The sequence below is a fragment of the Streptomyces sp. V2I9 genome, from assembly GCF_030817475.1.
Lineage (GTDB): Bacteria > Actinomycetota > Actinomycetes > Streptomycetales > Streptomycetaceae > Streptomyces.
Window position 1 is genome coordinate 3,383,133 of sequence record NZ_JAUSZJ010000002.1, and the last position, 19,254, is coordinate 3,402,386.

The window sequence follows — 19,254 nt, forward strand, 5'->3', positions numbered from 1 at the left end:
AGGAGAGCGGAACGACCGAGGGGCCCGGCGGCCTCAGCGGTCGAAGTCCAGCTCCACCTCCGGGGTGAGCGGATGTGACTGGCAGGCCAGCACGAAGCCCGCCTCGGTCTCCTCCGGTTCCAGCGCGAAGTTGCGGTCCATCCGGACCTCGCCCGTGACGAGGAACGCCCGGCAGGTCCCGCAGACGCCGCCCTTGCAGGCGTACGGAGCGTCCGCGCGGCTTCGCAGCACCGTCTCCAGCAGGGATTCGGCGTCCTGCACGGGCCAGCTCCCCGAACGGCCGTGGAGGGTGGCCGTCAGCACGGAGTCGGCCGGGGCCGCGACCGTGACCGCCGCCGCGTCGGCGGAGCCCTCGTCGACGTGGAAGATCTCCTGATGGACCCGGGAGCGGTCGACGCCGAGCGCCCGCAGCGCCTTCTCCGTGCCCCGTACGAGGCCGAGCGGTCCGCACAGGAACCAGCCGTCCACGTCGGCGACCGGCAGCAGGGCGGGCAGAAGGGCGGTGAGTCGTTCGGCGTCCAGCCGCCCGGAGGGCAGTCCGGCCGACTGCTCCTCCCGTGAGAGCGCGATGACCAGCTGGAAACGGTCCGGATACCGGTCCTTGAGGTCGGCCACCTCGTCCAGGAACATCGTGGAGGCCGCCGTGCGGTCACTGCGGATCAGGCAGAACCGGGCCGTGGGCTCCCGGTCGAGCAGAGTGGCCGCCATGGACAGCACCGGGGTGATGCCGCTGCCGCCGACCACCGCGGCGAACAGCCCCGCGCGCGGCTTCAGCACGAAACGGCCCATCGGAGGCATGGCCTCCACCTGGTCCCCGACGGCCAGCTCCTTCAGCGCGTACGTGGAGAACGCGCCGCCCTCGACCATGCGGATGCCCACCCTCAGCACCGGTTCGCCGGGTGCCTCGACGGCCGGCGCGCAGATCGAGTACGAACGGCGGACCTCCTGGCCGTCCACCGGGTAGCGCACGTTCAGATGCTGACCGGGGGCGTGGCGGAAGGTCTCGCGCAGCTCGGCCGGTACGGCGAGGGTGACGGCCACCGCGTCGTCCGTGATCCGTTCGATCGCGCTGACCCGGAGCGGATGGAACATCTACAACTCCTTGAAGTGGTCGAACGGTTCACGGCAGGCGACGCAGCGCCGCAGGGCTTTGCACGCCGTGGAGGAGAACCGGCTGAGCAGTTCGGTGTCGGTGGAACCGCAGTGCGGACAGCGGACCGACAGCGTCAGCGGCACGGGGCCGCCGTCGGCGCTGTGGGCGCGCGGCGGTGCTATGCCGAACTCGGCGAGCTTGCGGCGCCCTTCGGCGCTGATGTCGTCCGTCGACCAGGCCGGCGCCAGGACCGTGACGACGGAGACCTCCGGTACGCCGTGGTCGTGCAGGACCCGCTCGATATCGGCGGACATGGCCTCGATCGCCGGGCAGCCGGTGTACGTCGGGGTGAGGTGCACGGTCACCCGCCCCGGTCCCTCCACCTGAACGTCCCGGAGGACCCCCAGCTCCGCCAGGGTCAGCACCGGGAGCTCGGGGTCGGGCACGGAACCGGCGAGGTCGCGCAGCTCCGCCTCCAGCCGGGTGTCCGTCACCATGACGCCCCCGGGTGGCTGCGGTGCAGGTGCTGCATCTCCGCGATCATGCGGCCGAACGCCTCGGTGTGCAGGCCCTGTCGGCCCGCACCCGCCGCCCAGCCCCCGGACCGCGGGCCCGTCGGCAGGGTCAGCGTGGCACGCTCGACGACGCCGGAGACGGCGGCGAGCCAGCTGCCGCGCAGCTCCTCCCGGTCGACACCGGAGTCCGTGTCGTCCAGCCCTTCGACCGGCTGGAACATCTCACCGGTGAACCGCCACAGCGCGTCCAGCCCGGCCTGCATCCGGCGGTGGCTCTCCTCGGTGCCGTCGCCGAGCCGGAGGACCCACTGCTCGGCGTGGTCGCGGTGGTAGGCCACCTCCTTGACGGCCTTGGCCGCCAGAGGGGCGAACTCGCCGTTCCCGGCGGCCAGCCGTTCGTACAGCAGGTGCTGGTACACCGAGAAGTAGAGCTGCCGGGCGATCGTGTGGGCGAAGTCCCCGTTCGGCTGCTCGACCAGCTGGAGATTGCGGAAGGCGCGTTCCTCGCGGAGGTAGGCGAGCTCGTCCTCGTCCCCGACGAGCGAGAGCAGCACCCGCGCCTGTCCGAGCAGGTCCAGGGCGATGTTGGCGAGGGCCACCTCTTCCTCCAGGACGGGGGCGTGACCGGCCCACTCCCCCAGCCGGTGCGAGAGCACCAGCGCGTCGTCGCCGAGGGCGAGTGCGGCGCTCACAGGTGCTTCACCCCGTCCGGGATCTCGTAGAACGTCGGGTGACGGTAGGGCTTGTCGGCGGACGGCTCGAAGAAGGAGTCCTTCTCGTCAGGGGAGGAGGCAGTGACCTCGGTGGACGGGACCACCCAGATCGATACGCCCTCCGAGCGGCGGGTGTAGAGGTCGCGGGCGTTGCGCAGGGCCATCTCGGCGTCCGGCGCGTGCAGGCTGCCCGCATGGGTGTGGGACAGCCCGCGCCGCGAGCGCACGAACACCTCCCACAGGGGCCAGTCGGTCGAGCTGCTCATGCCGTCTCCTCCACATGCCGCGCGGACGCGCCGGTCCGTGCCGATGACTGGTCTGGTGCCGAAGCCGAAGCCGAAGCCGAAGCCGAAGCCGAAGCCGAAGCTGGGGCCGGGGCGGTGGCCGTCGCCGCCGATGAGGCCGGGGACGGTGATGGTGAAGGCTTCGGGGCGTGCTTGGCGGCATACGCGGCCGCCGCGTCCCGGACCCAGGCGCCCTCCTCGTGGGCCGTGCGCCGCTGGGTGATCCGCTGCTCGTTGCAGGGGCCGTTGCCCTTGAGGACCTCCTGGAACTCGGACCAGTCGATCGCGCCGAAGTCGTGCCGGCCCAGCTCCTCGTTCCACCGGATGTCGGGGTCGGGGAGCTCCAGGCCCAGCGCCTCGGCCTGGGGCACGCAGATGTCCACGAAGCGGCGGCGCAGCTCGTCGTTGGAGTGCCGCTTGATCTTCCAGGCCATGGACTGCTCGGAGTGCGACGAGGCGTCGTCGGGCGGGCCGAACATCATCAGGGAGGGCCACCACCAGCGGTTCACCGCGTCCTGGGCCATGGCGTGCTGGGCCTCGGTGCCGCGGCTGAGGGCGAGGAGCAGCTCGTACCCCTGGCGCTGGTGGAAGGACTCCTCCTTGCAGATGCGGACCATCGCGCGGGCGTAGGGGCCGTAGGAGCAGCGGCAGAGCGGGACCTGGTTGGTGATCGCGGCCCCGTCCACCAGCCAGCCGATCGCGCCGACGTCGGCCCAGGTCAGCGTGGGATAGTTGAAGATCGACGAATAGCGCTGACGGCCCGCGTGCAGCTTGTCGAGCAGCTCGTCGCGGCTGGTGCCCAGCGTCTCGGCCGCGCTGTACAGATACAGGCCGTGGCCGGCCTCGTCCTGCACCTTGGCCATGAGGATCGCCTTGCGGCGCAGCGAGGGCGCCCGCGTGATCCAGTTGGCCTCGGGCTGCATGCCGATGATCTCTGAGTGGGCGTGCTGGGCCATCTGACGGATGAGCGTCGCCCGGTAGGCGTCCGGCATCCAGTCGCGCGGCTCGATCCGCTCGTCCGCCGCCACGGTCGCGTCGAAGGCCGCGACGCGGTCCGCGTCCACCGTGTCCGCCCCATCTGCCGTGCCGGGCGTCTTCCGCGTCGTCTGGTCCGCAGTCACTGCCGCCATCCCAGGGCTCCCTACCGACCGATCGTTCGGTTCCTTGACTTCAATGGTGAGTCGGAGGCCCGTAGGGTGTCAACCCTGTGGATGACTGAGTGGTGATCGACGGTGATCGGGGCGGGATGGATTCGGACCACGGCAGGAGTTCCGCGGACGGGGGGAAGGACGCCTGTCCGCAGGCGTCGAACCGTTCGACGGAAGCGCAGGACACCGCCCCCGAGGCCATACCGCCACCGATGTCGCATCCGCCGTACGGGACGGTGGACGTGTCGGAACCTCACGCGGAGCTCGTGGCGACGGAGCCGTCGGCCACAGGCCGGGGCATAGCCGGGCTCTCCTTCCCGTACCAGGTGGCCGCGGCCCTGGCGCTTTCGCTGATCGGGCTGCTCGCCTGCACGCAGGTGGCCATGGTGTTCCTGCACGTCGCCCCCTCCAACACGCTGACCAAGCAGCACGGGAAGACGATCGACCGCTGGATCTACCCGGAGTTCGAGCAGAACTGGAAGCTCTTCGCGCCCAACCCGCTCCAGCAGAACATCGCCGTCCACGTGCGCGCCGAGGTGGTGGGGGAGGACGGCCGCCGCACCACACGGTGGATGAACCTGACGCATGAGGACGGCAAAGGGGTGCGGGGCAACCTCTTCCCCAGCCATGTGGACCAGAACGAGCTCCGCCGGGGCTGGGACTTCTACGTCAACTCCCACGACAGCGACAACCGCCCCAACGGTCTGCGCGGAGAGCTCTCCGAGCGCTACGTGCGACGCATCGCGATGCTGCGGCTGAGCGGGCGCGACTACGGCGGCACCATCGAGCGCATCCAGCTCCGCTCCGCCACCAGCTCCGTCGCCCCGCCGCCGTGGAGCTCCGAGAGGATCAGCACCCGGCCCGTCCACCGCGTCCTCCCCTGGTGGACCGTGACCCCCGACGACCTCCCCGAGAACGCCGGGGGACAGGGCCGGGACGCGGGCAGGAACGCGGCCCACCGCGTGGAGGCGGACCAGTGACGATTCCTCCGCCCGCCACCCCGCGGCCCCCGGTCCCCGTGCCCGCGACCCCCCGGCCCGCCGGTGCCCGGCCGGCCGAGCCGCGCTCCGGCATCGGCGGCGGTCCGGCCCGTGCTCTTCACCGCGTCACCGCCTCTGCCCTCGGCCCCTACCAGAGCGCCGTCGTCCGGATCGGTTTCGCCGCCACCTACCTCTTCTTCCTGCTGCGCGAACTGCCGAACCGCCATGAGCTGTACGGCCCCGACAGCCCGTGGCACTGGGATCTGGCCCGCCGGCTCACGGCCGGCAACGAGGCGTTCTCGGTCCTCATGTGGACCGACAGCACGGTCTGGTTCGAGGCCGTGTACGCCCTCACGCTGCTGTCCGCCGCCGCGCTGATGCTCGGGTGGCGGACCCGGACGATGTCCGTCCTCTTCATGATCGGCGTGCTCTCGGTGCAGAACCGGAGCATCTTCATGGGCGACGGCGGCGACAACGTCGTCCACCTCATGGCGATCTACCTGGTGCTGACCCGCTGCGGTCAGGTCTGGTCGCTGGACGCCCGGCGCGCGGTGCGCGACGCTCGGCGGGTCGCGGCGGGCCTGCCGCCCGCGCGGGACATCGTGGGCCCGGTGCTCTGGGCGGTCCTCGGTCCGGTCCTCGTGACGGCCACGCTGATGGGCGGGCTCGGTGGCACCTGGTGGCTCCCGGCCCTGCTGTGGGTCCTCTGGCTCTCCGCCGCCGCCTGGTGGGCCGCGAACCGCTATCAGCCGCACGGCGAGCCCCGCGCCCTCCTCGACGTACTGGCCAACCTCGCGCACAACGCCACGCTCGCCGTGATCATGGCCGAGGTCTGCCTGATCTACGCGACGGCCGGCTGGTACAAGATCCAGGGCTCGCGCTGGCAGGACGGCACCGCGCTGTACTACCCGCTCAACCTCGACTACTTCACCCCGTGGCCCGCCCTGTCGGACCTTCTGGGCTCCAGCGGGCTGATGGTGATGGTGCTGACGTACGGCACGGTCATCGTCCAGGTCGCCTTTCCGTTCACGCTGTTCAACCGGCGCGTCAAGAACGTCCTGCTGGTCGTGATGATCTGCGAGCACGCGGGAATCGCCCTGCTGCTCGGACTGCCGTTCTTCTCCATGGCGATGATCGCGGCCGACGCGGTGTTCCTGCCGACGGCCTTCCTCGTCTGGATGGGCGTCCGGGTCACGAACGGCCGACGGCGGCTGCTCTCCGGCCTGCCCGGCCGGTCGCGTACGCCGGGGAAGGCCGAGGTGTCCGGAACACCCGGCGCTGAGGACGGCCCCGCGGAACCTGCGGCACCCGGAACGGTGCGGGACGGCCACGGAGGCGGCCGGGACGGTCACGGGGACGGTACGGAGGAGCCCCGGCACCGGGGCGGCGGCGGGGGCCATACGCTCGTCGGGTGAGCAGTGAGACCGGCAGAACCCAGCAGCCCCCGGCGGAGCAGGCCCCCGATCGGGCGGAGAACGCCCCGGCGGGGCCCGTTCAGGACGAACCCCTCCAGTACGACGACGGGTACGGCCAGACCATCGGTGTCGGGCCGCACCCCCTGCCCTGGCCCGACGACGAGCGGTACGACCCCGAGCTGCTGGCCGAGGGCGACCGGCGCAACGTCGGTGACGCGTACCGCTACTGGACCAGGGAGGCGATCGTCGCCGACCTCGACCTGCGGCGGCACGACTTCCACGTGGCCGTCGAGAACTGGGGCCACGACTTCAACATCGGCTCCGTGGTGCGGACCGCCAACGCCTTCCTGGCCAAGGAGATCCACATCGTGGGCCGGCGGCGCTGGAACCGGCGCGGCGCCATGGTCACCGACCGCTACCAGCATGTGCGCCACCACCCCGGCACCGCGGACCTGACCGCGTGGGCGGCCGCCGAGGGGCTGCCGATCATCGGGATCGACAACCTCCCCGGCGCCGTACCGCTGGAGCGCACCGAACTGCCGCGCCGCTGCGTCCTGCTGTTCGGGCAGGAGGGGCCGGGTCTCACCGAGGAGGCGCGCGAGCACGTCTCCATGGTGTGCTCGATCGCGCAGTTCGGCTCGACCCGGTCCATCAACGCCGGGGCCGCCGCGGCGATCGCGATGCACGCGTGGATTCAGCGCTACGCCGATGTCCCCGACCCCCGCGACATCCGCTGACGTGCCGCCCGTTTCCTGACTACGCCTGGCGGCGCACCTCCACCACCCGGAAGCGGTTGGCGACGAAGGCCGCGTCGCACAGGGCCGCGTTGGCGGCGGGGTTGCCCCCGGAGCCGTGGAAGTCGGAGAAGGCCGCGGTCTGGTTGACGTAGACCCCACCGGTCAGGTTCAGCGAGAGCTGGGCCGACTCATCCAGGCAGACGTCCTCGATCGCGCGCTCCACCTCGGGGGACGTGGTGTACGCGCCGACCGTCATCGCCCCCTTCTCGCGGATCGTGCGCCGGAGGAGGTCCAGGGCGGCGGACGTCGACTCGACGGCGACCGCGAAGGACACCGGGCCGAAGCACTCGGAGAGGTAGGCGGCGTCCTCGTCCGTCTTGGTGCCGTCGAGCTTCACGATCACCGGCGTACGGACGACGGCGTCGGGGAACTCGGCGTTGGCGACCGTACGCGAGGCCAGGGCGACCTCGCCCAGTTCGCCGGCCGCCTCCACCCGCGCCCGTACGTCCGGGTTGACCAGCGCGCCGAGCAGGGCGGAGGCGCGGGAGTCGTCGCCGAGCAGTCCGGTGACGGCGGCCGCGATGTCGGCGACCACGTCGTCGTAGGACTTGGCGCCGTCGTCGGTGGCGATGCCGTCCCTCGGGATCAGCAGGTTCTGCGGGGTGGTGCACATCTGGCCGCTGTACAGCGACAGGGAGAACGCGATGTTGGCGAGCATGCCCCGGTAGTCGTCGGTGGAGTCGACGACGATCGTGTTGACGCCGGCCTTCTCCGTGTAGACCTGGGCCTGGCGCGCGTTCTCCTCCAGCCAGTCGCCGAAGGCGGTCGAGCCGGTGTAGTCGATGATCCGGACCTCGGGGCGGAGCGCCAGGGACTTGGCGATGCCCTCGCCGGGGCGCTCGGCGGCCAGGGCGACCAGATTCGGGTCGAAGCCCGCCTCGACCAGCACCTCGCGGGCGATGGACACCGTGACGGCCAGCGGCAGCACGGCGCGCGGGTGCGGCTTGACCAGCACCGGATTGCCCGTGGCGAGGGAGGCGAACAGGCCCGGATAGCCGTTCCAGGTGGGGAAGGTGTTGCAACCGATGACCAGCGCGACGCCCCGGCCGGAGGCGATGAACGACTTGTGCAGCTTGAGCGGGTCGCGCTTGCCCTGGGGCTTCGACCAGTCGGCGGTCTCCGGGGTGCGGACCTGCTCCCGGTAGGCGTACGCCACGGCCTCCAGCCCCCGGTCCTGCGCGTGCGGGCCGCCCGCCTGGAGGGCCATCATGAAGGCCTGGCCGCTCGTGTGCATCACCGCGTGGGCCAGTTCGTGGGTGCGGGCGCTGATCCGCGACAGGATCTCCAGGCAGACCAGGGCCCGGATCTCCGGTCCCGCCGCCCGCCACGCGCCCATGCCGGCCTTCATCGCCGGAAGCAGGACGTCCGGATCGACGTGCGGATACTCGACGCCCAGCTCCGGCCCGTACGGCGAGACCTCGCCGCCGACCCAGCCGTCGGTGCCCGGCTGGCCCAGATCGAACCGGGAGCCCAGCAGCGCGTCGAAGGCGGCCTTGCCCTCGGCGGCTCCGAGGCTGCCCGGAACGCCGCCCTCCCCGTACGCCTTCGGGTGCTCGGGGTGCGGTGACCAGTACGCGCGGGTACTGATCACGTCGAGGGCCTGGTCGAGCGTGGGCCGGTGGGTCTCGGACAGCTGCTGGGGGGTGAGCGCGGCGGCCATGGCGGACCAACTCCTCATCGAGCCGGGCAGGGACGTACGGATGGAGTTAGAGTAACCGAACGATCGGTCGGGACAAGGGGCCCCAGAGAACCTGTGGACAACTCATGGGGGAGGATCGCGGACATGACCACGGCCAAGCGGGACACGTACACACCGGAGACCCTGCTCACCGTCGCCGTCCGTGTCTTCAACGAGCGCGGCTACGACGGCACGTCCATGGAGCATCTCTCGCGGGCGGCGGGCATCTCGAAGTCCTCCATCTACCACCATGTGGCGGGCAAGGAGGAGCTGTTGCGCCGGGCCGTGAGCCGGGCGCTCGACGGCCTCTTCGCCATCCTCGACGAGCCGGGGGCGCAGCGCGGGCGCGCGATCGAGCGGGTCGAGTACGTCACGCGCAGGACGGTCGACGTACTGATGGCCGAGGTCCCCTACGTCACTCTGCTGCTGCGCGTGCGCGGCAACACGAAGACGGAGCGCTGGGCGCTGGAGCGCCGCCGCGAGTTCGACCAGCGGGTGGCGGAGCTGCTCCAGGCGGCGGTCGCTGAGGGCGACCTCCGGGCGGACGTGGACATACGGCTCGCCACCCGGCTGCTGTTCGGCATGGTGAACTCGCTGGTCGAGTGGTACCGGCCGCAGCCGGGCGGTTTTCCGGGAGAGGATCAGCTCGCGGACACGATCGTGCGCCTCGCCTTCGAGGGGATGCGCGCGAACGGGCGCTGAGCGGGCGGCCGGGCGGGCTCGGCCAGGTGACCGGGCGGGTCCGGTCCGGGGGCGGATCGGTCGGGGCCGGCCCATGGTCGGCGGGGGCTCCGCCGCGGGTCAGGCCAGCTCGGCCGGGCGGTCCGGGAGCGGTCCGAGGTCCGTCTCCTCGAACACCAGCAGCGTGCGCGTCGAGAGCACTTCGGGGATCGACTGGATCCGGGTGAGGACCAGCTCGCGCAGCGCCCGGTTGTCCGGCGTGTGCACCAGGAGCAGTACGTCGAAGTCGCCGCTGACCAGGGCGATGTGCGTGGCGCCGGGCAGGGCCTGGAGCTGTTCGCGCACGGTGCGCCAGGAGTTCTGCACGATCTTGAGCGTGATGTACGCGGACGCCCCCTGGCCGGCCCGCTCGTGGTCGACCCGCGCGCCGAAGCCGCGGATCACGCCGTCCTCGACGAGCCGGTTGATCCGGGCGTAGGCGTTGGCGCGCGATACGTGGACCCGTTCGGCCACCGACCGTATCGAGGCGCGGCCGTCCGTCCGGAGGATGCGCAGGATGTCGCGGTCGATGGCGTCCAGTGGCCGCGCGGGCGGAATCGGCGCTTCCGTCACGGACCCGGCGGGTGCGGTCGGCGGCCGGGCGGCCGTGGTGGGCGCTCCCGCGGCCGTGCCGGACGGTCCCGCGGGGGTGGCCTGCGGTGACGCGGGGGTGGCCGGGGGTGCCGCGGGTGCGGCCGGGGGCACGGCTCCGGGTGCGATCCGGCCCGGCTCCGCGGCCTTGTCGGCCATTTGTTCAGCTGCCATCGGCCCGCGCCTCCCTGTTGTGGACGACCTGTTCCTATCCCAGGCTGTGGAGAACCGTTTGTCCACAGGCTGGCGGTGCCTGTAGCCAAAATGCCCGCGCGACCGAACAATCGGTTGGTGAGGCACACCACATCCGTGCCCCGTCCGACCCTCGACGTCTTGTTCCGCTCCTTCGACGTCTCGCTCCCGATCGACACCCATCGACGCCCTGATCGACACCCTCGATCCCCTCGATGCCAGGAGGTGCTTCACATGACGGTCCAAGAGCTGCCCGGCGCGGCCGCCTACCGGCCCACGCCGCCCCCGGCCTGGAAGCCGATCACCGACCCCGCGCCGCTGCTCCCGGACCCGGAGCCCTACCGGGTGCTCGGTACGGACGCGGTCGCCGACGCCGATCCCGAGCTGCTGCTCCGGCTCCACGCCGAGCTGGTGCGCGGGCGTCGCTACAACGCACAGGCCACCGCGCTGACGAAGCAGGGCCGACTGGCGGTCTACCCGTCGAGCACCGGCCAGGAGGCGTGCGAGATCGCCGCCGCCCTGGTTCTGGAGGAGCGCGACTGGCTCTTCCCGAGCTACCGGGACACGCTGGCGGCCGTCGCCCGCGGTCTGGACCCGGTCGAGGCGCTGACCCTGTTGCGCGGCGACCGGCACACCGGCTACGACCCGCGTGAGCACCGCATCGCCCCGCTGTGCACCCCGCTCGCCACCCAGCTCCCGCACGCCGTGGGACTGGCCCACGCGGCCCGGCTCAAGGGCGACGACGTGGTGGCCCTCGCCATGGTCGGCGACGGCGGCACCAGCGAGGGCGATTTCCACGAGGCGCTGAATTTCGCGGCGGTCTGGAAGGCCCCGGTCGTCTTCCTCGTCCAGAACAACGGATTCGCGATCTCCGTACCGCTGGCCAAGCAGACCGCCGCCCCTTCCCTGGCCCACAAGGCCGTCGGGTACGGGATGCCGGGCCGCCTCGTCGACGGCAACGACGCCGCCGCCGTGCACCAGGTGCTGAGCGAGGCCGTGGCACGGGCCCGGGGGGGCGAGGGCCCGACGCTGGTCGAGGCGGTCACCTACCGCATGGACGCCCACACCAACGCCGACGACGCCACCCGCTACCGGGTCGACAGCGAGGTCGAGGCGTGGCGGGCGCACGATCCGGTGCGGCTGCTGGAGCGGGAGCTGCTGGAGCGCGGGTTGCTGGACGAGGCGGGCGTCGAGCGGGTGAAGGAGTCCGCCGAGCGCATGGCCGCCGCCCTGCGTGACGGGATGAACGCCGATCCGGAGCTGGCGCCGATGGACCTGTTCACCCATGTCTACGCCGAGCAGACCAGCCAGCTCCAGGCCCAGGCCGCGGCGCTGCGGGCCGAGCTGGACGCCGAGCAGGACCACGACGAGCACGGCACGGAGGCGGGACGATGACCACCGCGGCAGCGACGGCCGGCGGTCGTACGACGAAGGCGAAACCGGCCACGATGGCGCAGGCCCTCGGGCGCGCGCTGCGCGATTCCATGGCCGAGGACCCCTCCGTCCACGTGCTCGGGGAGGACGTGGGCACGCTCGGCGGGGTCTTCCGGATCACGGACGGGCTGGCGAAGGAGTTCGGCGACGACCGCTGCACCGACACCCCGCTGGCCGAGGCCGGCATCCTCGGCGCGGCCGTGGGCATGGCGATGTACGGGCTGCGGCCCGTGGTGGAGATGCAGTTCGACGCGTTCGCCTACCCGGCGTTCGAGCAGCTGATGAGCCATGTCGCCAAGATGCGCAACCGCACCGGCGGGGCCATGCCCCTGCCGATCACCGTGCGGGTGCCGTACGGCGGCGGGATCGGCGGGGTCGAGCACCACAGCGACTCCTCCGAGGCGTACTACATGGCCACCCCCGGCCTGCACGTCGTCACACCGGCCACGGTCGAGGACGCGTACGGGTTGCTGCGGGAGTCGATCGCCTCGGACGACCCGGTGGTCTTCCTGGAGCCGAAGCGGCTCTACTGGTCCAAGGCCGACTGGTCGCCCGAGGCGCCCGCGGCGGTCGAGCCGATCGGCAGGGCCGTGGTGCGGCGGTCCGGGCGCAGCGCCACTCTGATCACGTACGGGCCTTCCCTGCCGGTCTGCATGGAGGCCGCCGAGGCGGCGGTCGCCGAAGGCTGGGACCTGGAGGTGGTGGACCTGCGCTCGCTGGTGCCGTTCGACGACGAGACGGTGGCCGCGTCGGTGCGGCGCACCGGGCGCGCGGTCGTGGTCCACGAGTCCCCGGGGTTCGGCGGTCCGGGCGGCGAGATCGCGGCCCGGATCACCGAGCGGTGCTTCCACCACCTGGAGGCGCCGGTGCTGCGGGTGGCCGGGTTCGACATCCCGTATCCGCCGCCCATGCTGGAGCGGCACCATCTGCCGGGAGTGGACCGAGTGCTCGACGCGGTGGCGCGGTTGCAGTGGGAGGCGGACAGCTGATGGCCCAGGTGCTCGAGTTCAAGCTGCCGGACCTCGGTGAGGGGCTGACCGAGGCGGAGATCGTCCGCTGGCTGGTGGAGGTGGGCGACGTCGTCGCCATCGACCAGCCCGTCGTGGAGGTCGAGACGGCCAAGGCCATGGTGGAGGTGCCCTGCCCGTACGGGGGTGTCGTGACCGCGCGGTACGGCGAGGAAGGTGCGGAACTCCCCGTCGGCGCACCGCTGCTGACGGTCGCGGTGGGGGCGACGCAGCCCTCCGCTTCCGTCGGGTCCTCCGCCGCTCCGGCCGCATCCCGGAGCGCGTCCCGGCGGGGTGGGGCTGCTGCGGACGGCCCCGCTGCGGAGGCGGGTGCCGGTTCCGATTCCGGTTCCGGGAACGTGCTCGTGGGGTACGGGACCGGGGCCCCGGCTGCCCGGCGTCGGCGTATCCGGCCGGAGCGGACCGCCGCTGCCGCACCCAACTCCGTACCCGCTGCCCCCGTACCGGGTGCCGGTCGCGCTTCCGCGTCCGTCGTCGTCGGTGAGATGGACGGTGTGCCGGGTCCCGTGGCCGTGGTCTCGCCCCTCGTACGGCGACTGGCCCGGCAGCACGAGATCGATCTGCGGCAGCTGACGGGGACGGGGCCCGACGGGCTGATCCTGCGGGCCGACGTCGATGCCGCGATCCGGATGGCCGGGGCGGCGGTGGAGACGGAGAGCCGTGCGGCTGCGGCTCCTGCCGCCCCTGCCGCTCCGGTGGCGCCGGGGCGGGCCACGGTGGGGGCGGGCGAGCCGGCCGCCGAGCGGATTCCGTTGCGCGGGGTGCGCGGGGCGGTCGCGGACAAGCTGTCGCGCAGCCGTACCGAGATTCCGGACGCCACCTGCTGGGTCGATGCCGACGCCACCGAGCTGATGGCGGTCAGGGCCGCGATGAACGCCGCCACGGGCCCGTCCGCCGGGCCGAAGGTGTCGGTCCTGGCCCTGCTGGCGAGGATCTGCACGGCTGCGCTGGCCCGGTTCCCGGAGCTCAACTCCACCGTGGACACGGAGGCGCGGGAGATCGTCCGGCTTCCCGGAGTGCACCTCGGGTTCGCGGCCCAGACGGAGCGGGGACTCGTCGTTCCGGTCGTCCGCGACGCGCACACCCGCAACGCCGAATCGATCGGGGCGGAGATCGTCCGGCTGACCGAGCTGGCGCGGACCGGGAAGCTCAGCCCGGCGCAGCTCACCGGGGGCACGTTCACGCTGAACAACTACGGGGTGTTCGGGGTCGACGGGTCGACGCCGATCATCAACCACCCGGAAGCGGCGATGCTCGGCGTCGGCCGGATCATGCCCAAGCCCTGGGTTCACCGGGGAGAGCTGGCCGTACGTCAGGTCGTCCAACTGTCCCTCACATTCGACCACCGGGTGTGCGACGGCGGTACGGCCGGCGGCTTCCTCCGGTACGTGGCGGACTGCGTCGAGCAGCCGGCGGTACTTCTGCGCTCGCTGTAGTCGACGAGCCTGCCGACGGCGGGTGGTCGGTGGCTGGTCGCCGGCCGCCGGACCCGCCGGTGGCCGGCCGTCAGCCGATGGGCCGGAGGCGGGTGGGCTGGGGGTGGGCTGCGGCTGCTCGTCGGGCGGTCGGTGCGCTGTCGCGTGTCGCCGGTCGCGTGTACGGGGCTTGCCGCGCCCCCTGCCGGGACTCGGCCTTTCGCCACCCCGGCGGGGGTGCCGCTCCGGTGCGCCGCCCATACTCGACGTATGACGGCCTACGACGTGATCGTTCTTGCCGGCGGGGCCGCGAAGCGGCTCGGCGGCGCCGACAAGCCAGGGCTTCGGGTGGGTGGCCTGACGCTCCTCGACCGGGTGCTCGCCGCCTGCGCCGACGCGGCGCTCACCGTCGTGGTGGGCGGTCGTCGCGCCACCGCCCGGCCGGTGACCTGGACGCGTGAAGTGCCGGAGGGCGGCGGCCCGTTGGCGGCGCTCGGCGCGGGGCTGCGGCAGACGACGGCGGAGCGCGTTCTCGTCCTCTCGGCCGACCTGCCGTTCCTCGGCCGGGGGACGGTCGACGCGCTGCTCGCCGCAGCTGGGGAGGCGGGCAGCGAAGGGGCCCTGTGCACCGACCCCGAGGGGCGAGACCAGCCGCTCGTGGCCGCCTATCGCGCCGAGCCGCTCCGCCGGGAGCTGGGCCTGATCGCCACGGAGCACGGGAGTCTCGCCGGGCTGCCGCTGCGGCTCCTGACGGCGGAGCTGGACCTCGCCCGCGTCGAGGCCGGACCCGACGCCGCGTTCGACTGCGACACTTGGGACGACATCGCCGCCGCCAGAGCCCGGATCAGAGAGCATGGGGCCGTGCTGGACGAATGGATCACCTCGGTCAAGAACGAACTGGGCATCGAACTCGACGTCGACACCGGCGTCCTGCTCGACCTCGCCCGTGACGCCGCCCACGGGGTCGCCCGGCCCGCAGCCCCGCTCACGACCTTCCTGGTCGGGTACGCGGCGGCCAGGGCGAGCGCCGACGCCGGGCCCCACGAGGCCGCCGCAGCGGTCGCGGAGGCTGCTCGCAAGGCCACCGGTCTCGCCCTGTGCTGGGAGGCGGAGGCGGCGGACCAGGAGGCGGGCGCGGAAGGCACCGGGGACGGGCGGGCCGACGGTGCCGCAGGTGATGCGAGGCCCGGTACGGGCCGCGAGGGGGCCGGGACGCCATGACCGGGCCCGACCGCCCCGCATCCGGTCCGGCCGATGACGATCTCCTCGCGTCCGGTCCCGCTCCGGTGGGGCTGCCCGTGAGCGGTCGCGGTCGCGCCCGCGCCGAGGAGGAGCTGGCCATCGAGCAGGCGCTCGCCCTGGTGGGCGGCTCGCCGCTCGGCCCGGTCCGGCCGCAGCCGGCCCCACGCGACGGCACGAACGGCGCCACGGGCAGCGCCCCCGGCCATGGCGAACCGGACGGCAGCGCCCCGGCCGCCGACACCCCGCGCACCGGCGACACCCCGACCGGCCGCACCCCGAAGACCAGCGCGGTGAGCGGTCGTCATCCGGGGACGGGGGACTCCCCGCGGACCCCGGCGGAGAGGGGGGCGGACAGCCGCGTACGGTCCGCCTCCACGTCCCGGACCGCGAACCCGTCCCCGCTCCTGTCGTGGAGCCGGGCGCGGGCGGTCGCGGCCCGCGCCGGCCGGGTCGGCCCCCTCGGGGCGGTCCGGCTGCCGCTCGACCGTGCGCTGGGGCACGTGCTGGCCGAGCCGCTCGGCGCGCTCACCGACCTGCCGTCGTTCGACACCTCGGCCATGGACGGCTGGGCGGTCGCCGGCCCCGGACCCTGGGCGTTCGAGGCCGGGGCCGGAATCCTCGCCGGACGCGGTCCCGCCACGGCGCTGCCCGACGGCGTCGCCGTACGGATCGCCACCGGTGCCCGCGTTCCGCCCGACACGACGGCCGTCATCCGCAACGAGCACGCGTACGCCGACGAGGCCAAGGGGCTGCTGCACGCCGAGCGGTCCGTGGCGACCGGGCAGGACATCAGGCCCCGAGGCCAGGAGTGTCACTCGGGCGAACAACTCGTCCCGGCCGGGACGGTGGTGACCCCGGCCGTGCTGGGACTCGCCGCCGCCGCCGGGTACGACGCGCTGCCCGCCGTGCCCCGCCCGTGCGTCGACGTCCTCGTGCTCGGCGACGAACTGCTCGCCGCCGGCCTGCCGCACGACGGGCTGATCCGGGATGCCCTCGGGCCCATGCTCGGTCCCTGGCTGCGGGCCCTCGGTGCGGAGGTCGCCGGGCCCCGCCGCCTCGGCGACGACGCCGGGGCGCTGCGCGACGCCCTCATCGCCTCCGACGCCGACCTGATCATCACCACGGGCGGTACCGCCGCCGGCCCGGTCGATCACGTGCACCCGGTTCTCGACGGTCTCGGCGCCGAACTGCTGGTGGACGGCGTCGCGGTCCGCCCCGGCCACCCCATGCTGCTGGCGCGGCTGCCGGCCCGCGGACAGACCGAGCGGCGCGCGGAAGAGCAGCCGCCGAAGCATGTCGAGGGGGCTGCGAAGCAGTCCGCGGGGGTGACGAAGCAGCGTGAGGGGACACCGGACGGTCCGTATCTGGTCGGGTTGCCCGGAAATCCGCTCGCGGCCGTATCGGGGCTGGTGACGCTCGTGGAGCCGTTGCTCGCGGGTCTGGCGGGCCGCCCCGCCCAGGACGCGTACCGGGCCCTCGTCCACGCCGAGGTGCACGGGCATCCGCACGACACCCGTCTCGTCCCCGTCGTCCATCGCGCGGGCCGGGCGGGCGGGCGGGACCATGTCGCGCCGCTGCGTTACAACGGCCCCGCGATGCTGCGGGGCATCGCCGCGGCGGACGGGCTGGCCGTCGTGGAGCCGGGCGGGGTACGGTCCGGCACCGAGGTGGAGATTCTGGATCTCCCATGGGCCCCGGCGACGCCGTGGACGGAAGGGTGTTTCACGTGAAACTTCCCGGCCACGATGCGATGGCCAGGCGAGCGGACGAACTGGTCGTGCCGACACGGGTGATGCTCCCCCGCCGGGTGGCCCTCGGTCCGGCCCGCCAGGTCGCCAAACGCCTGCTGATGGCCTTGATCGTGCTGGCCGCGACCGTGCTGATCGTCTGGCTCGACCGCGACGGTTACAACGACAACGCCGACGGCAAGGTCAACCTGCTCGACGCCATCTACTACGCGACGGTCACCCTCTCCACCACCGGGTACGGGGACATCACCCCGTACAGCGACGGGGCCAGGCTGATCAACGTGGTGCTCGTGACACCGCTGCGCGTGCTGTTCCTGATCATCCTGGTCGGCACCACCCTCGAAGTCCTCACGGAACGGACCCGCGAGGACTTCCGGCTGAAGCGTTGGAGATCCAACTTGCGTGACCACACCGTCGTCGTCGGCTTCGGCACGAAGGGCCGCTCGGCGATCATGACCCTCTGCTCCACCGGCCTGCGGAAGGACCAGATCGTCATCGTCGATCCGGCCTCCAAGGTGATCGAGGCCGCCAACGCCGAAGGCTTCACGGGCGTACTGGGCGACGCCACCCGGAGTGATGTCCTGCTGCGGGCCGAGCTCCAGAAAGCCCGTCAGGTCATCATCGCCACCCAGCGCGACGACACGGCCGTTCTCGTGGCCCTGACCGCCCGGCAGTTGAACCGGGGGGCGAAGATCGTGGCGGCGGTGCGCGAGGAGGAGAACGCTCCGCTCCTACGGCAGTCCGGGGCCGACGCCGTCATCACCAGCGCCAGCGCGGCCGGGCGGCTGCTCGGCCTCTCCGTCCTCAGCCCCAGCGCGGGCACGGTGATGGAGGACCTGATCCAGCAGGGCAGTGGCCTCGATCTGGTGGAACGGCCGGTCATAAAGGCCGAGGTGGGCAAGAACGTACGGGAGACGGAGGACCTCGTCGTCAGCGTTCTGCGCGGCCACAGGCTGCTCGGTTACGACGACCCGGCGGCCAGTCCGCTGCAACTGACGGACCGGGTCATCACCATCGTGCGGAAGAGCCCCAGCTCCACCTCCGTGTCCCACAACCCGATGCCGCCGCGTCCCTGAGCGCGCCGCGCCCCGGAACGAACACCGGGCCGCCGCACACCCGTGGGGCCTCGCGCGCGTACCTGTACCGGGCTCTCCGCGTGCCTTCAGCCGTACGCGGAGAGCCCGGTACACGCGCCCGCGCCACGCGCAGGAGTATGTGCGGTGCTCCAGCGCGCACGGCGTGCCGGAGTAGCCTCGCGGCCATGCATGCGATCACGATTCCCGAACCCGGTGGCCCCGAGGCGCTCCTGTGGGCCGAGGTGCCCGATCCCGTACCCGGCGAAGGCGAAGTCCTCGTCGAGGTCGTCTCCAGCGCCGTGAACCGTGCGGACGTACTCCAGCGGCAGGGCTTCTACAACCCGCCGCCCGGCGCTTCCCCCTACCCCGGTCTGGAGTGCGCGGGCCGCATCCTCGCGCTCGGTCCGGGGGTGACCGGCTGGGCGGTCGGCGACGAGGTGTGCGCGCTGCTGGCCGGCGGCGGCTACGCGGAGAAGGTCGCTGTGCCGGCGGGCCAGCTCCTGCCCGTTCCGAAGGGCGTCGGCCTGGTCGAGGCGGCGGCGCTCCCCGAGGTCGCCTGCACCGTGTGGTCGAACGTCTTCATGATCTCCCACCTGCGCCCCGGCGAGACCTTCCTGGTCCACGGCGGCTCCAGCGGCATCGGCACGATGGCCATCCAGCTGGCGAAGGCGGTCGGGGCCCGCGTCGCGGTCACGGCGGGCAGTCCGGAGAAGCTCGCCCGGTGCGCCGAGCTGGGGGCGGACATCCTCATCAACTACCGCGAGCAGGACTTCGTCGAGGAGCTGCGGGAGAACACCGCCGGGGCCGGGGCCGACGTGATCCTGGACCTCATCGGCGCCAAGTACCTGGACCGGAACGTGCGGGCGCTCGCCGTGAACGGCCGGCTCGCGATCATCGGGCTCCAGGGCGGCGCCAAGGGCGAACTGAACCTCGGCGCCCTGCTGACCAAGCGGGCCGCCGTCACCGCGACCTCCCTGCGGGGCCGCCCGCTCCCGGAGAAGGCCGCCATCGTCGCCGCCGTACGCGAACACGTGTGGCCGCTGATCGAGGACGGCGTGGTCCGGCCCGTGGTGGACCGGACGCTGCCGATGGCCGACGCGGCCGAGGCGCACCGGGTACTGGAGTCCAGCGGGCACATCGGCAAGGTGCTGCTGACCGCACCGGCGGCAGACGCCTGACCTCCGG

Annotated in this window: 18 protein-coding genes; 11 read left to right on the top strand and 7 right to left on the bottom strand. The window is 72.7% G+C overall.

Annotated features, from left to right (window positions below):
* Positions 1–33 precede the first annotated feature (33 nt).
* From QFZ71_RS14865 to paaA, 5 genes are read right to left on the bottom strand one after another with little or no spacing between them, the layout of a single operon-like run.
* A complete protein-coding gene (locus QFZ71_RS14865) occupies positions 34–1,092 on the bottom strand; it encodes a 2Fe-2S iron-sulfur cluster-binding protein (protein ID WP_307668697.1) in 1,059 nt (352 codons plus the stop codon).
* Positions 1,093–1,590, bottom strand: a complete 498-nt coding sequence (paaD, locus tag QFZ71_RS14870) for a 1,2-phenylacetyl-CoA epoxidase subunit PaaD (RefSeq protein WP_307668698.1) — start codon at positions 1,588–1,590, stop codon at positions 1,093–1,095.
* Positions 1,584–2,300, bottom strand: a complete 717-nt coding sequence (paaC, locus tag QFZ71_RS14875; protein ID WP_307668699.1) for a 1,2-phenylacetyl-CoA epoxidase subunit PaaC — start codon at positions 2,298–2,300, stop codon at positions 1,584–1,586. Before paaC ends, paaD begins: the two co-directional genes overlap by 7 nt.
* On the bottom strand, positions 2,297–2,587 hold the full coding sequence (gene paaB, locus QFZ71_RS14880) for a 1,2-phenylacetyl-CoA epoxidase subunit PaaB (RefSeq protein ID WP_307668700.1): 291 nt from the start codon (positions 2,585–2,587) through the stop codon (positions 2,297–2,299). The genes paaC and paaB overlap by 4 nt, the downstream gene beginning before the upstream one ends.
* Complete coding sequence (paaA, locus tag QFZ71_RS14885; RefSeq protein WP_307668701.1) at positions 2,584–3,735, bottom strand: 1,2-phenylacetyl-CoA epoxidase subunit PaaA; 1,152 nt, start codon at positions 3,733–3,735, stop codon at positions 2,584–2,586. The genes paaB and paaA overlap by 4 nt, the downstream gene beginning before the upstream one ends.
* Positions 3,736–3,824: 89 nt before the next feature.
* Between paaA and QFZ71_RS14890 the strand changes: the two genes are divergently transcribed.
* Genes QFZ71_RS14890 through QFZ71_RS14900 form a run of 3 tightly spaced genes read left to right on the top strand, consistent with a single transcriptional unit; the run spans position 3,825 to position 6,885 of the window.
* On the top strand, positions 3,825–4,733 hold the full coding sequence (locus tag QFZ71_RS14890; protein ID WP_307668702.1) for a DUF5819 family protein: 909 nt from the start codon (positions 3,825–3,827) through the stop codon (positions 4,731–4,733).
* Positions 4,730–6,148 carry an HTTM domain-containing protein gene (locus QFZ71_RS14895; protein ID WP_307668703.1) on the top strand — a complete coding sequence of 473 codons (1,419 nt, stop codon included), beginning with the start codon at positions 4,730–4,732 and terminating at the stop codon, positions 6,146–6,148. Before QFZ71_RS14890 ends, QFZ71_RS14895 begins: the two co-directional genes overlap by 4 nt.
* Entirely contained in the window at positions 6,145–6,885 is a 741-nt protein-coding gene (locus QFZ71_RS14900; protein WP_307668704.1) for a TrmH family RNA methyltransferase, read from the top strand. Before QFZ71_RS14895 ends, QFZ71_RS14900 begins: the two co-directional genes overlap by 4 nt.
* Before the next feature lie 19 nt (positions 6,886–6,904).
* Here the strand turns inward: QFZ71_RS14900 and paaN are convergent, their stop codons facing one another.
* Positions 6,905–8,605, bottom strand: a complete 1,701-nt coding sequence (gene paaN, locus QFZ71_RS14905) for a phenylacetic acid degradation protein PaaN (protein ID WP_307668705.1) — start codon at positions 8,603–8,605, stop codon at positions 6,905–6,907.
* 123 nt (positions 8,606–8,728) lie between these two features.
* On the opposite strand from paaN, the gene QFZ71_RS14910 reads away from it, so the two are divergent.
* Positions 8,729–9,325 carry a TetR/AcrR family transcriptional regulator gene (locus QFZ71_RS14910; protein WP_307668706.1) on the top strand — a complete coding sequence of 199 codons (597 nt, stop codon included), beginning with the start codon at positions 8,729–8,731 and terminating at the stop codon, positions 9,323–9,325.
* 99 nt (positions 9,326–9,424) lie between these two features.
* Here QFZ71_RS14910 and QFZ71_RS14915 read toward each other — a convergent pair whose 3' ends face one another.
* Positions 9,425–10,093, bottom strand: coding sequence for an Lrp/AsnC family transcriptional regulator (locus tag QFZ71_RS14915; RefSeq protein ID WP_373465197.1), 669 nt, complete (start codon positions 10,091–10,093; stop codon positions 9,425–9,427).
* Between the two features lie 267 nt (positions 10,094–10,360).
* Between QFZ71_RS14915 and pdhA the strand changes: the two genes are divergently transcribed.
* From pdhA to QFZ71_RS14950, 7 genes are all read left to right on the top strand, one after another.
* Entirely contained in the window at positions 10,361–11,521 is a 1,161-nt protein-coding gene (gene pdhA, locus QFZ71_RS14920) for a pyruvate dehydrogenase (acetyl-transferring) E1 component subunit alpha (RefSeq protein ID WP_307668708.1), read from the top strand.
* Positions 11,518–12,549, top strand: coding sequence for an alpha-ketoacid dehydrogenase subunit beta (locus QFZ71_RS14925; protein WP_307668709.1), 1,032 nt, complete (start codon positions 11,518–11,520; stop codon positions 12,547–12,549). The genes pdhA and QFZ71_RS14925 overlap by 4 nt, the downstream gene beginning before the upstream one ends.
* Entirely contained in the window at positions 12,549–14,024 is a 1,476-nt protein-coding gene (locus tag QFZ71_RS14930) for a dihydrolipoamide acetyltransferase family protein (RefSeq protein ID WP_307668710.1), read from the top strand. The genes QFZ71_RS14925 and QFZ71_RS14930 overlap by 1 nt, the downstream gene beginning before the upstream one ends.
* Before the next feature lie 249 nt (positions 14,025–14,273).
* Positions 14,274–15,224, top strand: coding sequence for an NTP transferase domain-containing protein (locus QFZ71_RS14935; RefSeq protein ID WP_307668711.1), 951 nt, complete (start codon positions 14,274–14,276; stop codon positions 15,222–15,224).
* Complete coding sequence (locus QFZ71_RS14940; RefSeq protein WP_307668712.1) at positions 15,221–16,975, top strand: molybdopterin molybdotransferase MoeA; 1,755 nt, start codon at positions 15,221–15,223, stop codon at positions 16,973–16,975. Before QFZ71_RS14935 ends, QFZ71_RS14940 begins: the two co-directional genes overlap by 4 nt.
* Complete coding sequence (locus QFZ71_RS14945) at positions 16,933–18,069, top strand: TrkA family potassium uptake protein (RefSeq protein WP_307668713.1); 1,137 nt, start codon at positions 16,933–16,935, stop codon at positions 18,067–18,069. Before QFZ71_RS14940 ends, QFZ71_RS14945 begins: the two co-directional genes overlap by 43 nt.
* A 185-nt stretch (positions 18,070–18,254) precedes the next feature.
* Positions 18,255–19,247: an NAD(P)H-quinone oxidoreductase gene (locus QFZ71_RS14950; RefSeq protein WP_307668714.1), complete on the top strand. Its 993-nt coding sequence runs from the start codon at positions 18,255–18,257 to the stop codon at positions 19,245–19,247.
* The last annotated feature ends 7 nt before the right edge of the window (positions 19,248–19,254 follow it).